The 14,613-nt window shown below is 49.0% G+C and carries 9 protein-coding genes and 2 pseudogenes; 9 read left to right on the top strand and 2 right to left on the bottom strand.

The features are described from left to right. Positions 1 to 213 precede the first annotated feature (213 nt). The 4 genes and pseudogenes from AC2VDX_RS13970 to psbM all read left to right on the top strand — a co-directional run bounded on the left by AC2VDX_RS13970 (position 214) and on the right by psbM (position 1,510). Complete coding sequence (locus AC2VDX_RS13970; RefSeq protein WP_486928179.1) at positions 214 to 621, top strand: RNase A-like domain-containing protein; 408 nt, start codon at positions 214 to 216, stop codon at positions 619 to 621. Continuing rightward, positions 618 to 944, top strand: a complete 327-nt coding sequence (locus tag AC2VDX_RS13965; protein WP_378181385.1) for a contact-dependent growth inhibition system immunity protein — start codon at positions 618 to 620, stop codon at positions 942 to 944. The genes AC2VDX_RS13970 and AC2VDX_RS13965 overlap by 4 nt, the downstream gene beginning before the upstream one ends. 21 nt (positions 945 to 965) lie before the next feature. Beyond that, positions 966 to 1,253 (top strand): annotated as a pseudogene (locus AC2VDX_RS13960) (Uma2 family endonuclease); the annotation flags it as partial. A 140-nt stretch (positions 1,254 to 1,393) separates the two neighbouring features. Next, positions 1,394 to 1,510: a photosystem II reaction center protein PsbM gene (gene psbM / locus AC2VDX_RS13955; protein ID WP_190414683.1), complete on the top strand. Its 117-nt coding sequence runs from the start codon at positions 1,394 to 1,396 to the stop codon at positions 1,508 to 1,510. A gap of 101 nt (positions 1,511 to 1,611) precedes the next feature. Here psbM and AC2VDX_RS13950 read toward each other — a convergent pair whose 3' ends face one another. Then, positions 1,612 to 2,457, bottom strand: coding sequence for a universal stress protein (locus tag AC2VDX_RS13950; protein WP_378181388.1), 846 nt, complete (start codon positions 2,455 to 2,457; stop codon positions 1,612 to 1,614). Between the two features lie 359 nt (positions 2,458 to 2,816). Further along, entirely contained in the window at positions 2,817 to 4,784 is a 1,968-nt protein-coding gene (locus tag AC2VDX_RS13945; RefSeq protein WP_378181391.1) for a CHASE2 domain-containing protein, read from the bottom strand. A gap of 514 nt (positions 4,785 to 5,298) precedes the next feature. On the opposite strand from AC2VDX_RS13945, the gene AC2VDX_RS13940 reads away from it, so the two are divergent. From AC2VDX_RS13940 to AC2VDX_RS13920, 5 genes and pseudogenes are all read left to right on the top strand, one after another. Further along, positions 5,299 to 6,747, top strand: coding sequence for a folate/biopterin family MFS transporter (locus tag AC2VDX_RS13940; RefSeq protein ID WP_378181394.1), 1,449 nt, complete (start codon positions 5,299 to 5,301; stop codon positions 6,745 to 6,747). Between the two features lie 275 nt (positions 6,748 to 7,022). Beyond that, on the top strand, positions 7,023 to 8,540 hold the full coding sequence (locus AC2VDX_RS13935; RefSeq protein WP_378181397.1) for a carotenoid oxygenase family protein: 1,518 nt from the start codon (positions 7,023 to 7,025) through the stop codon (positions 8,538 to 8,540). Between the two features lie 253 nt (positions 8,541 to 8,793). Then, positions 8,794 to 9,687 (top strand): annotated as a pseudogene (locus AC2VDX_RS13930) (glycosyltransferase family 2 protein); the annotation flags it as partial. Positions 9,688 to 10,527: 840 nt separating this feature from the next. Next, on the top strand, positions 10,528 to 14,148 hold the full coding sequence (locus tag AC2VDX_RS13925; RefSeq protein ID WP_378181400.1) for a PAS domain S-box protein: 3,621 nt from the start codon (positions 10,528 to 10,530) through the stop codon (positions 14,146 to 14,148). Then, a complete protein-coding gene (locus AC2VDX_RS13920; RefSeq protein WP_378181403.1) occupies positions 14,141 to 14,584 on the top strand; it encodes a response regulator in 444 nt (147 codons plus the stop codon). The genes AC2VDX_RS13925 and AC2VDX_RS13920 overlap by 8 nt, the downstream gene beginning before the upstream one ends. Positions 14,585 to 14,613 lie beyond the last annotated feature (29 nt).

The following is a 14,613-nucleotide window of genomic DNA, read 5'->3' as shown; positions in this document are numbered from 1 at the left end:
CAACGCTATCCTATACCCCAACAAAGTGCTTGCCTGACTTGTCGGTAATCTCCGGAGAGGATGTCAACAAGTGCGATCGCGCCCTAGTCACAAGTCGGGCAAGCTCCTGTGAGGAATTGAGTGCGATCGCTATCCTTGAAAATCAATCCTTATTTTGCTGCCTTTGCTGAACTACTATCAAAAGCGACTCAGTTTCTCAACAAAAAACAAGCAGTGACTAACTTTAGTCGTTTAGTCCCCGGTGGTGGTTTGACAGCACATGAATTAGCAGGAGGTCACACATTAGCAAGGCACATCGGTCAGACACAGGCTCAACTTGCTAATCGACTTGCTAGTGAACCGAGAAGAAGGCTTGTTTCTAGCTTCGACAATCGCTCGATAGCAGAAGAAGCAATAGCAAATGCCCTTACTGCCAACCTGACAGTAATTAACACTTGGTTGAGTCTGAGTGGCGGTGGCTCCCGGCTTTCGATCAACCACAATGCTAGCATTGTGGTTGGGACTAGCCTAGTTCGCGGTGCTTCCACTACAGTACCCGTTGCCAATGTAACAGCTGTGCTTGTACGAGATGCTAGTTCATTGCTCGGTTACTACATTCTTACAGCCTATCCAGAATCATGATCGGAGAACTCGTACCTGCACTCGCTCAGTTTTTGGGTGCTTACTTCCATCAAGACTGGGATCTCGACGATCCAGATGCGAAGGCAGTTGTTCATCGTTACTTGACAGGGGAGTCACATTCAGCAGTTCAACAAACTATTAATGAAATCGATCGGCTGCTAGAGATGACCTCCGACGATAAGCAACTACGCGACATTCTGGTATATGACCTTAGCTGCTACTATGACCCCAGCTTTGAAGAGATATCTAATGTGGAGTGGTTGCACTGGCTTCAGAAATCTCTCAAAAATGGTATTGAAGGAGAAGTTCCCTCTTCTGGATAAAACGATCGCCAAGAGACAATTAGGATTAGGCAACGTCTGCGCTACTTTGCCGAACTGGTTCCCGACTTAACAGTAGAGATTAAATCTCAAAGCGATCGCATCAAACCTCTAGAAGAGAAAATAAACTTGTTTGTGAGATTAGGGGCACAGGTAGGGATATTGATTGACCCGGATCGACTCACTGTAACTGTTTATCGTCCCACAGGAGAGCCGACTGTGCTGATGGATGGGGACGTTCTGACTATCCTAGAGTTATTCCCTGGTTGGGAGCTGCCGATTGCTGAATTATGGCCTCCAGTGTTTGAATAGCGATCGTCGTAAGAGTGCGTAAGCGTTGCGGCTGCGACAGCATCGCGCTTTGGCTTCTTGGGGATCGCACTCTCCTCAAGACAGACACCAGATGATATGCTTAAAGGTGGTGCTTTAAAGTTAATTAGAGGCTGGGTTCAATGCAAGTTAACGATCTTGGTTTTGTCGCCAGCATCCTGTTTGTGCTGGTTCCCACAGTTTTCTTGTTGATTCTGTACATCCAAACTGCTAGCCGCGAAAGCAACAAGAATCCTTAATAATCTGTATCGAACAAAATCCCCCCGCTGTAGTATAAACAAGGCTTTTGCCATGTTCCTCCGGCGAGGGGAATTTTTTTAAGGGTTAGGTTTGGCGTTTCTTACGCAGTCGCCGTGCGTCCTAAGAGAACGGGACAATTTGCATAGACTCGCACGTAGTCGGATAGCGAAGTTCCTAGCAACCGATCCAAATCTGGTAAACCTTTGGCAATGGAAGGACGGCGATCGGGAGAACCCAGCATCAACAAGTCAACATTTAATTCCTCTGCCAAACGACAGATTTCTGGCCCTGCCTTACCGTTTCCTGTGACACACTTATAAGGAATGCCTTGTTTTTTCGCGGCGGCGATCGCAGGAGCGAGTACAGGATTTTTTTCAGCGTTGGCTGCTTCTTCAAAACCTGTCCGAGCCTTGTTGACGTTAACCAGAACCAACTGCCCTCCCTTTTTATCTCGCAACAGAAACAAAGCCAGATTTAAGCACTGTTGTGCCGATTCTGAGCCGTCCATTGCCACCATGATGCGGTTGATTTTCTTGACGTAAATATCGTCTTTCACCAACAACATTGGGCGGGAAGACAATTGGAAAACATATTGGCTAACTGAGTTTTCTAAAATGGATTCCAGACGCTTCAGCCCCCGCGAACCCATAATAATCAAATCAGCATTTATTTCTTCTGCTACCTGGCAAACCGTATCCTTGGGATCGCCCTGCCGCAGCATGGTGTTCACGTGATTTGGGTCTAGGTTCAGAGACTGGATAGCTGTAGCGAGAGTCCTGCCTCCCTCCTCCCACTTTGAAGTCATTGCCTCAGTGGTAATTTGAGAAGGAACGACGTGCAAGATGGTGACTGATGCCCGTTGGATCGAAGGCAGTTCCATCAAAGCCTTGAGCATCTCTTTAGAATGTCCGATTCCAGAGTCCGCTAACAAAATTTTTTCAATCATCGAAATGCCTCTTTATCAGAAAAAATCGCTTCGCTTTTATTGCTTTCTGACCCAATTAATCGGGAAGTTGATGTTGATGAAAGTATGATACCTGCTAACAAGAGCAACCGATTTATCTGGGGAGTGAGTTTTTCATCATTCAGCATACTTCTGATAGTGCCCTTAATTTTTAACGATTTATGACACTGCTTTAATAAGCGTAAAAAATATTCATGAATTTTTATAAACTAACTAATCGGAACAAATAGTTAGAGGAAAGAGAAAAAAATCGCGATCGCCACGAAGAGCGAATACCGATCCAGGATCGCGCCCGTAGCAGGAGCATCTACACTCGCCGTTTGTTGAAAATTTGCCACTCCTCAAACTTCTGACGCTTCTTCCCTTTGACGCCCCATCACAAGGTAGACATCAACCATTTGCTGTTTGCCCTTGAGTGGCAATGGCCCCCAAGATTCGACCAGAAACTGGTTATCAAGATGAACCAGGGTTTCCTTGCCGATGAGGACGCGACAGTTGCTCGGTTGCCGGTGTTTCTCGCAACTTTCCAGGCGGGCGGCAGTATTGACGCTGTCCCCAATGACGCCGTATTCTAGGCGGTCTTTGCCTCCTAAACTGCCAACGACGACTGGACCTGTAAAAACTCCGATTCGCATCTGGATGACCGGCAAGCCGCGAGTTTTCCAGTTTTGGTTCAATTCCTCTAGAATTTCGCTGATTGCTATAGCGCACTCTATCGAGCGCTGGGCATCAAGAGCGACCTCCTCCTTGTGGATGCGATCCATCGGCACGCCAAACACAGCCATAAAGCCATCCCCTGTAAACTTGTTGATAATGCCCTCATGGTCGATGACTTCGTGGGTGACGACATCCAGCATTTCATTTAACCATTCCAGCAATGCTTCCGGAGGCATTTGTTCGGCGATGGTACTGAAGTCTTTGATATCTGCAAACATCATGGTTGCGATTAGCTTAATTCCTGGTAATTTCCCAGATTTGAGCAGGCGATCGCGTCCTTTCCAGAGAGCTTTGGCAACTTCCGGTGAAGTATTCTGTCCCAACAGCTTCATGATGATTTGTTGCTGCTGCTGTGCATCATAAGAGCGGTAGGTGATAACAACCCCGCTGGTGAGGATAAATCCTAGCACTGGAGCCGACAGGGGCACCCATCCTTGCTGGGTAAACAGATAGAAGCAGGTGCCGAACAAAACCCCCAAACCAACGCCGCCGCCCAAAATTAAGACAACGGGATGCCGCAACCACCAAGCCGCGATCGCACCCAGCAGCGTCCATCCGACAATCCATAGCACCTCCATCCGTTCATCCCAGAACCAAAACAGGGGTCGCTCCCCCGTGGCAGCGTCGATAAATTGGCTTACCATTTGGGCATGAACCAAGACTCCGGACATCTTAGCGGTTTTCTGTTCGGCTGGGCTGTAGGGAGTTGAGAAAGTGTCTTTGGCGCTGGGTGCCGTTGTGCCAATCAGCACAATCTTGTTTTTCACCCAGTTCGGGTCAATCTCTCCCTTCAACACTTGGGTGAGCGTAACTTGCCGCGCCACGTTTGAGGATCGGTAATTCAGCAGAACTTGGTAGCCCCGCGCATCGATATTTTGATACCCGCCGGAGTTTTCCTGTAGCGGCACAAATACTGATGAAGCCAGTTGAATATAATCAGGATTTTGTTGGCTGGAGTCCGGTTTGATGCCTACACTTTCTAAATAGGCGATCGCTAGTCGCAGGGAAAACGAGAAGTAAGTGGTTGTATCGTCGGAGACAAACAACAGATTGCGGCGGACAACGCCATCTGGATCGAGCAGCAAATCGTTAAAACCAACACGATCCTCTGGAAGTCCCGGCGGCGGCGGTACCAGTTCCAGCTCCGTGTCGCCAAATTTCTGAATCGCAACGATGTTTTTTTCCCGGAGTTGCGCCTTAAGTTCGGCATTTCCTGGCTGTTGCGGGATGTCCCGATGCATATCTAAGCCAATAACTTGGGGCTGAAATGATTGCAACTTTGCCAATAGCTGCGCCATTGTCCGGTCAGATAAAGGCCATTGCTTCTGAGTGCGAATGTCGCCTTCTGTAATGCCTACAACCAGCAGCCGGGGATCGGGGCCTGGATCGGAATGTAACCGTACCAGTTGGTCTAAAGCGACGAGTTCTAGAGCTTGTAGACCACCCAGATGACGCACTCCCATGACGAACCCGCTCACAACAAGACTGGCGATCGCTACCACTCGCACACCTGTGAAGTCCGACAACGCAATCTTGAGGCGATCGCTTAGATTAAATAGCGCGGATGTCTGGGATTCAAAAAAGCCTTTCATCGTCGCCCTAGCCTAATTCGCAGCTAACATGGGGAGAAACAGAGGCAAAGACAGAGCCATAGCATTTTCTACTGTAGCTTTAGGGCTAATTTCGGGAATCGAAAACTGGTAAATTTACTGGCTGCTGATTTGGCATTACCACATTATGGCATTTGGGGAATGATGGGCTACACCCCTCATTTTGCGCGAACGGTCAGGAGTCAGTTAAAAAGAAAAAATCGCTGATTTCTAGGGATGAATTTAATCGAGATGGGACGACTCACAAATATCGCCAACCCTATACAAGCCACTATTTATGGACGACTTCTTTCCCACCACAAGATTACCGAATGCGGTTGTCCTCACATTCTCCCCTGAAGCCCCTGAAGTTCCTGTCCTGTCTAATCTGTACTCTCTGGAGAGGACGGGATTAAGGACTACCAACCACTGACTATCCCGGCTTTGAATTGACAACACATCCAAACTGGGAGGTTATCATAGGGTAAATGTTGATATTTCTTAAAAAAAGTTATCAATGCAGTTTTCCCCCTCTGGTATGTCCGAAATCAAGAACTCCGCGCTCAAAAAGGTGTTCTTTGGTCATGAGCCGACTCCTGAGTTATGCGCCATTCTAACGGTCTATTTGGTGCAGGGAATCTTGGGTTTAGCGCGTCTAGCAGTCAGCTTTTTTCTGAAAGATGAACTTTCGCTAAGTCCGGCTCAAGTTTCGGCTTTGATGGGCATTGCTGCCATACCTTGGGTGGTAAAGCCGTTGTTTGGGTTTCTGTCGGATGGTCTACCGTTGTTTGGCTACCGACGGCGTCCTTATCTTATTTTATCCGGACTATTGGGAGCGATTTCCTGGGTTAGTCTGGCAACGGTTGTGCATACAGCTTGGGCGGCGACAGTAGCGATCGCGCTTTCGTCCCTCTCGGTGGCTGTCAGTGATGTAATTGTAGACTCCCTGGTGGTAGAACGAGCCAGGGTAGAGTCTCAGAGTGATGCCGGTTCCCTGCAATCCCTCACCTGGGGTGCCTCATCGCTGGGAGGCTTAGTCACTGCGTATTTTAGCGGTTCCCTGTTGCAAAACTTCGGCAGCCATACCATTTTTGCCATTACCGCTGGTTTTCCCTTAATTGTGTCAGCAGTTGCTTGGTTAATCGCAGAAGAGCCAATTAGCGATCGCGTGCAAGCCTCCACCGTCGCTAACCAGATCAAACAACTGAGAAAAGCCCTTAGCCAAAAATCGATCTGGCTACCAACCGTCTTTCTTTTTCTCTTGCAAGCCACACCGACAGCAGATAGCGCCTTTTTCTACTTCACCACCAACGAACTGGGATTTGAGCCAGAATTTCTGGGACGAGTACGCCTAGTCACCAGTATCGCCTCCCTGGTGGGAATTGCAATTTTCCAGCGGTTTCTCAAAGCCGTCCCCTTTCGCACCATTTTCACCTGGACAACGGTCATCTCAGCGGCACTCGGAATGACCACGCTGCTGCTGGTGACTCATGCCAACCGCTCTTTAGGCATCGACGATCGCTGGTTCAGCCTGGGAGACAGCCTAATTCTGACAGTCATGGGACAGATTGCCTATATGCCATTGTTGGTACTCGCGGCGCGGCTATGTCCGGCTGGCGTAGAAGCGACCTTGTTTGCGCTGCTGATGTCGGTCACAAATATGGCAGGATTATTGTCCCACGAACTGGGAGCCGTCCTCACCTATTGGCTGGGCATCACCGAAAGGAATTTTGAGCATCTCTGGCAGCTGGTAGTAATTGCAAATCTATCAACCCTCCTGCCACTGCCACTCGTCGGTTGGCTACCCGCAGGCAAACCGGAAATAGAGCCAGATGGCGAGATGCCAAGCCTGCAACCGTCATCAGCCATGCATATACAGTCAACCCCCGTCCAGCATCGGGAACGGTCTTTTGTCCCTGACTTTCTTCCTGAACTCATCCCCACAGTAGAAGAATCCGCTGAGTAAAAGAGGAAGGATGAAGAGTAGGCAGTGCCGATTCTTCTTCCAGTTTCAGACTGAGAACGAGAATCAGAAGGCTGCACTAAGTAGGCGGATGCAATTAAATTGAAGATTTTCGTAGGGAATGGAAAACGCTCTTGAAACCCAACACCTGCATGGGTTACGCGCTAACCACTACTACAAATAATCAATCCCGCCTACTTAACGTGCTGCGACGCTAACACTTCTGTCCTAGTTCACTATCACGTCAAGAATTTTTCCAACTTGCCGAATATCTTAATATGCAGAATTTACCAACACCAGAGCGCTTTCCGGTGCCCACAGAGGTGCCCGATCGACTTCCCTACCACATCAAAAAGTGGCAAAAAGGCTATGAATCGTTGCCGCAAGAATTGGATTATTGGATTGATGACATTGAAGGGGAGATTCCCGCAGAACTAGAAGGGACACTGTTTCGGAATGGCCCTGGGTTGCTAGATGTCAATGGTCAGCGCATCCACCACCCGTTTGATGGGGATGGCATGATTGCCAGGATCGCCTTTTCAGAGGGTCGCGCCCACTTTCGCAATCGCTATGTCCGCACACAGGGCTATGTGGAAGAACAGCAAGTCGGTAAAATTCTCTATCGCGGCGTCTTTGGCACCCAGAAGCCCGGTGGTTGGCTAGCCAATGCCTTTGATGTGAAACTGAAAAATATTGCCAACACCAACGTCATTTACTGGGGTGGCAAACTCTTGGCGCTTTGGGAAGCTGCCGAACCTCACCGCTTAGACCCCAACACCTTGGAAACGCTGGGGAAAGAATATTTGGACGGCGTTTTGCAAAATGGTGACGCCTTTGCCGCCCATCCTCGAATTGACCCTAGATGCGATCGCTTCGGTGGTGCCCCTTGCCTGGTGAACTTTGCAATTAAACCGGGTCTTTCCAGCACTATCATTATCTATGAATTAGACTTGGCTGGCAAAGTTGTGCAGCGTAACTCTCACAGCGTTCCTGGCTTCGCCTTCATCCACGATTTTGCTATTACGCCTAATTACTGTATCTTCTTCCAAAATCCCGTCTCCTTCAACCCTGTGCCTTTCCTGTTGGGATTTCGCGGTGCTGGTGAGTGTGTCAAGTTCCAGCCGCAGCAACTCACCCGGATTGTAGTGATTCCCCGCAACCCCCAACCAGGGGAAAAAATGCAGATTTTTGAAACTCAGTCGGGTTTTGTCTTCCACCATGCCAATGCCTTTGAGCAAGGCGACGAAATTTGTATTGACTCAATTTGCTATGAGTCTTTTCCAGAGGTTGAGCCGGAATCGGACTATCGGGAGGTGGACTTTCAGGCGCTATCCCCCGGAAAAATGTGGCGGTTCCAGTTGGACTTAAAGAATAAAACGGTACGGCGTAGGCTGTTAGAAAGTCGTTGTTGCGAGTTTCCCTTCGTTCATCCCGAACAAGTGGGACGCCCTTATCAGTATCTGTATCTGGGTGCAGCTCATGCTGCCCAAGGCAATGCGCCTCTCCAAGCTATCCTCAAGATAGATTTAAAGACAGATCGTCGCCAACTCTGGAGTGCGGCACCTGAAGGCTATGTCAGCGAACCGATCTTTGTGCCGCGTCCGGGTGGTACGTGTGAACATGAGGGTTGGGTGCTGACGTTAGTTTATGACTCTGCTCACCACCGCTCTGATGTGGTAATTTTAGATGCCGCGCACGTCGATCGAGGTCCGGTGGCGCGATTACACTTGAAGCATCATATCCCTTACGGGTTGCATGGCAACTTTACGTCCCACTGCTTTGCGCCCAGCAACTAGCTCTCAGTCAGTCAATTTTGGATTTTCAAGCGATCGCCTACCAACATCGCTTGAAAATCCAAAAGGGAGCATCTCAATGCATGCGCCCACACTCTGAAGGGTGTGGGCGTGTATTGCAATTTCACGGGATGCTCTAAAACCTAAAATTGACTGAGCGTTGTAGTATAAAGCTTTGCAAACTTAGTAATCTCCACCTTCTCTTTATGTGCCGAGACAGGATAAGTTTGGCAGAGGTATCCCAAGCGGAGCTGGGATGAAATTCAGCATCGTTATTACGACTTATAACCGCCTTTCCTTGCTAAAACGGGCAATTGACACCTCTCTTGCCCAAACACTGCCTTGTGAAGTCATTGTTGCTGATGACTGCTCTTCTGATGGCACCGAAGCCTATGTCAGCTGTCTAGTAGCATCGCTTCGTGCCAAAGGTGACGAACGCCTAGTTTATCACCGCAATCAGGTTAACCTCGGTCACTCAGCGACGATGAATACTGGAGTGCAGCTTGCCAAAGGCGAGTGGATTAAGCCGGTTGATGATGATGACTATTTAGCACCAAATTTTCTAGAGGAAATGAATCGGGCGATCGCGCTGTGTCCAAACGCTGTCATCGCCTCTTGTCTAGCGGCGCAGGTTGATGTCAACGAGGTCGAACTCTACAGAACCAGACAAATTGGCCCCGGCAAAGCTTTCTATATTCCCCAAGAAGACCTTCATTTTGGGATGCTACTAGAACTTATCCCTTTTGGCACTCCCATTCAAGTTGTCTTCGCTCGTTGGGCTTTTCTGAAATCCGGCGGTTGGGATTCTCGCTTAGATGCGAACTTTGATGATATTGATTCCTGGATTAAAATTGCCCAGTTTGGAGATGCTGTTTTTGTAAATCAGTGCCTTGCTTATCGCACAATTTGGCCTGGAGCTTACAATCAAAAATTTCCTCTAAAAACTAGGCTGGATACTAATATTTTGATCAAGGAGAAAATCTATGCTTTGGTGAGTGAAACTCACCGCCTTGAAACTCCTCCAATTAAGAATATCCAAGCTTATCTTAAACTGCATTGGAGTCTGGTGGCTCTCAAGCAAGGAAGAATTTTGAGTGCCATCAAGATGGCATTTCCATCAGTTTTTTCACCGATTGCCTGGAAGTTTTTAGCAATTAACCATCTATCGCATCCTCAGCAACCATTCTCGCATCAAAAGCAAGTAGCTCCCAATGGTTTGCTGTCTGAATCGATTCCTTACTCTGAATCTATTCATAATTCTATTGCTCAAAAGGCTCGTTTTAAAACAGCACGTCTTCAAGAATTACGCATTTCTCTAAAATTCCGCTGTAGCCGGATTGCTTTTAGGCAAGGAAAAATTTTTAGCGCTATCAAAATCGCTTTAAATGCTGTTTCGCTGCTAATTGCCTGGAAGCTTTTCGGGACAGCTACTTTCCCTCAACCGTTTAGCAAAAAAAACCCTGTTAAAAATAATTTACTAGATAAAAACATTTTAGTTATGGAAAAAACCTATGCTTTAGTTAGTGAAAAGCACCAAGCTACTATTTCCAACCTTCAAAACTGGCGAGCTTATTTCAAACTGCGTGCAGCGTTTTTAGCGGTTCGGCAAGGAAAATTAGCGATCGCGTCTCAAATGGCATTTCCCGCTATATTTTCCTTTACTGCCTGGAAGCTATTAGTAAAAGTTATCTTATTGCGGCAACGCCATAGTAAAGAACCCCTGATTCGCAGGTTTGTGCTATTTGGCTTACCAGAGAATAAGACTAAGGATTGAATGGGGAAAGAGTGCATTTCAAGGTTTGTAAAAATCGTGAAAGCGAGATCCCCGACTTCGTAAGAGTTGTCGGGGATATGAAGGGCTGGCTCACAACTAAAATAGGATTGCTATATTATGTTTCATTTAACCCCAAGCTTTAAAAAGCCGTTAGCGAAGCGGCAGCAATTCAACGGGGTACAGCCTTACTCCTGCATAAAAGGAAATTGTTAAAGAATGGGCTGGCGTAAGCGATCGCAATCAAAATCATCGAACTCTGTTGGACAGGGTTTGCGAAAAGCCAAAGCATACGCAGTTTCGCTGCGAATGCGCCTCACCTGCCTGGTGCTGCTGGCTGTCGTCCCGGCGTTTGCGCTGATGTACACAAACTTCCAGGAACGCCGACACCAAACAACTCACATTCAGGCAGATGCGCTACAGATGACTAGGCTGGCTACCGCCAATCAAGCGCGCTTGATTGACAGCACTCGTCAGCTACTCGTCGTGCTGGCGCAACTCCCGCAAATGCGCCCAACTAACGCAGCAGCGTGTAGCGCGTTTTTAGCAAATTTGCGGCAAGAATACCCAGTTTATGTCAACCTAGGAGCCGTTACATCTCAGGGCGATCTATTTTGCAGCGCCGTCCCCCTAAAAGCGCCCCTGAACTTAGTCAACGATTCGTGGGTTCGGGATGCTGTCAAAGAGCGCGACTTCTGGGCGGGAGACTATCAAATTGGTCGCATCGCGGGCAAACCGGCGATTTTTTTCAGCTATCCCGTCCTAGACGAAGGCAAGGTAAAAGCGGTCGTTTTTGCCGCCCTAGATTTGACATCGTTCAGTCAACGCGCGAACGTTGCCCAGCTACCACCAGGCTCGACGTTCGCGGTTATTGACAGCAAAGGGATAATTTTAGCTCGCTACCCCAACCCCGAAACCTGGGTGGGGCAAGCCGCGCCGGAGACACCTCTGGTTAAAACCATGCTGAGGCAAAAAAGGGCAGGCACGGTGGAGGCTGCTGGCGTGGATGGTGTCGCGCGATTGTATGCGATCGCGCCGCTGGAGGGCGCTTGTAGAGACAAGGGCGATCGCGTCTGCAACATCTACGTGTCGGTGGGCATCCCCAAAACCGTCGCCTTTGCTGCTGCTGACAGGCAGTTGCACCGCAACTTAGCAGGCATGGGGTTGGTCGCCGTGTTAGCGATCGCTGCCACTTGGGTGGGTAGCGACGTGTTTATTTTGCGTCGGGTGAAGGCGCTCCTGAAGCCAATGCAGCGGCTCTCAGAAGGCGATTTGAGCGTTCGTACTGGCGTTAATCACGGTTTTGGAGTCAGCCAATTGGCTGGTGCCTTTGACACGATGGCGGCGTCGCTAGAACGTTCTGAGGGCGATCGCAAACAATCTCTTGAGGCGCTGCGGGAGAGCGAAACCCGTTACCGCCTCGTCGCCAAAGCCAGCAACGATGCAATCTGGGACTGGGATTTGCTGACAAACCGGGTAGAGTGGAACGAATCCATCGAAAAACTCTTCGGCTACTCAGCAACTGAAGTCGGTTTTGATGCCAATTGGTGGTGCGAAAATATACACCCAGAAGACAGAGAGCGGGTTGTCTCTGGGATTCACGCTGCGATCGACAGTGGAAGACAAATCTGGTCGGATGAATATCGCTACCGTCGCGCCGACAACTCTTATGCTTTGGTAATTGACCGGGGATTGGTCGCCTATGACGATCGGGGGAATCCAGTGCGGATAATCGGCTCAATGACAGACATTAGCGAAAGCCTGCGGCACGCTACGCTACGCAAGCAAGCTGAGACGCTCATCGCCGGACAAAAACAGGTACTGGAAATGATTGCCACTGGCGCAGCACTGGTCGATGTTCTGGATGTTTTGGTTCGGTTTATCGAGAAACAATCAGGTGAAAGCTTTTGTGCGATTCTGCTAGTTGACGAAAAAGAGAACAAGTTGCGGCATGGAGCCGCTCCCAGCCTTCCAGAAAGCTACAATCAGGCGATCGATGGCATCGCCATTGGCGCTGAATTTGGTTGTTGTAGCAAGGCGGCGTTTTTCGGTAAACCCGTCATTGTTTCAGATATTGACAGCGATCGCCTTTGGGCGGATTTCGGGGATTTGACATTAAGCCACAAACTGCGAAGCTGTTGGTCTACGCCTATCTTTTCCAGCAATGGTAAGGTATTGGGCATTTTTGTGATGTATCACCCCGAAGCGAGGCAACCGAATCAGGATGAGTTACATCTGACCACGATTGCCACCCAAATCGCCGGGATTGCTCTGGAACGCCAGCAAGCAGAGGAAGCATTGCAACATAGTGAAGAGCAACTGCGCCTGATTGCAGATGCTTTGCCGGTGCTGATTGCCTATATCAATTCGGATCAGTGCTATCACTTTAATAATCGGGCTTACGAACAATGGTTCGGCAAATCTCAGGCGGAAGTCACCGGACAGCACATTAGAAAAGTTTTAGGTGAGTCGGCTTATCAGGCAATTCAGCAGTATGTCGAGGCAGCATTGTCAGGGCAGGAAGTAACCTACGAAAGCGCTGTGCCCTATGAATATGGAGGGACGCGTTGGGTCAATGCCACTTACCTGCCACATTTTGGGGAACACGGTGAAGTCAAAGGATTTATTGCCTTGGTCAGCAACATCACCGAGCGTAAAGCGGCTGAAGAGGCGTTGCGGCAGAGTGAGGAGCGATATCGTTCTTTGGCACGCGCTACGTCACAGATGGTTTGGACTTGCAACGCCCAAGGAGAGGTTGTGACCAATCAGCCGGATTGGAGAGTCTATACGGGTCAAAGCGAGGCAGAAATACTAGGCTGGCGCTGGCTAGATGCCATCCATCCAGACGATCGCGATCGCATTGCTCAGCAGTGGTCTGACGCTATCCAATCGAAAAACGTCTATGACACTGAGTTTCGCCTGCGGCGTGCTGATAGTATTTATCGCTACTTCAATGTCCGTGGTGTTCCTGTATTATCAAAAGACGGTGACGTGCGAGAGTGGATAGGCACCTGCACCGACATCACCGAAAAAGTACAGGCAGAGGAAGCGATTCGCCAGTTGAACGGCCAACTTGAACAACGAGTCATCAAACGAACCGCGCAACTGGAAGCCGCCAATCAAGAGTTAGAAGCCTTCTGCTATTCCATCTCTCACGACTTGCGATCGCCTTTGCGTGCCATCAACGGATTTTCGCGGATTTTGCTGGAAGAATATAGAGAACAACTCGATCCGGAAGCCCAACGCTATCAGCAACTGGTGCAAAACAACGCCCAGCAAATGGGTCAACTGATTGATGACTTACTTGCATTTTCGCGCCTTTCGCGCCAGCCACTGAGGAAACAAACCGTAGCGATCGCTGACTTGGTACGCCAAGTGCTAAGAGACTTATGGCACGAACAGCAAAATCGGCAATTTGAAATGATTATCGGCAATTTACCTACCTGCGAAGGCGATCCCGCTTTACTCAAGCAGGTAGTTGTCAACTTGCTGACAAACGCCCTAAAATTCACGCGCGGTCGGGAAGTCGCCCAGATTGAAATTGGCTGGAGTCATCAGTCATTAACGAATGACCCAGAACTAGAGACCGATCGCTCTTTAACGAATGTCGTTTATTTCGTCAAAGACAACGGCGCAGGCTTTGATATGCGATACGCCCATAAACTCTTTGGCGTCTTCCAACGGCTGCATCGTGCTGAAGATTATGAAGGAACCGGAGTGGGACTAGCAATCGTGCAGCGCATCATCCATCGCCACGGCGGACGGATTTGGGCTGAGTCAGTCGTCAACCAAGGCACAACATTTTACTTTACCCTAACAGGGGGCAATACTCATGAGTGAGCGCTCAGCAGAATGTTTGCTGGTCGAAGACAATCCCAACGACCTGGAATTGGCACTTTATGCTTTGCGAAAGTACAACCTTAGCGATCGCATCCAAGTTGCCCGCGACGGTGCTGAAGCCCTAGACTACATTTTCCGGACAGGTGCCTATCGCGATCGCTACCCTGAAAACCACCCCAAAGTCATTTTCCTCGATCTCAAACTACCCAGAGTAGACGGGTTGGAAGTATTGCAGCGCCTCAAATCCGACCCCCAAACTCGGATGATTCCAGTAGTAATTCTCACCTCGTCGAACGAAGAACGCGACATCTTAGAGAGTTACCGTTTGGGGGTCAACAGTTATATCGTTAAGCCGGTGAACTTTGAACAGTTCACCGAAACTGTGCAGCAATTAGGGTTGTACTGGCTGCTGTTGAACCAGACCCCAAGCCGCTAGCAGCCAGCATTCTTAAGGATAAAAGCTAT

This window comes from Coleofasciculus sp. H7-1 (assembly GCF_057473865.1).
Note: the sequence above shows the minus strand (reverse complement) of the source record. Positions and strands in the feature narration are given on the sequence as shown.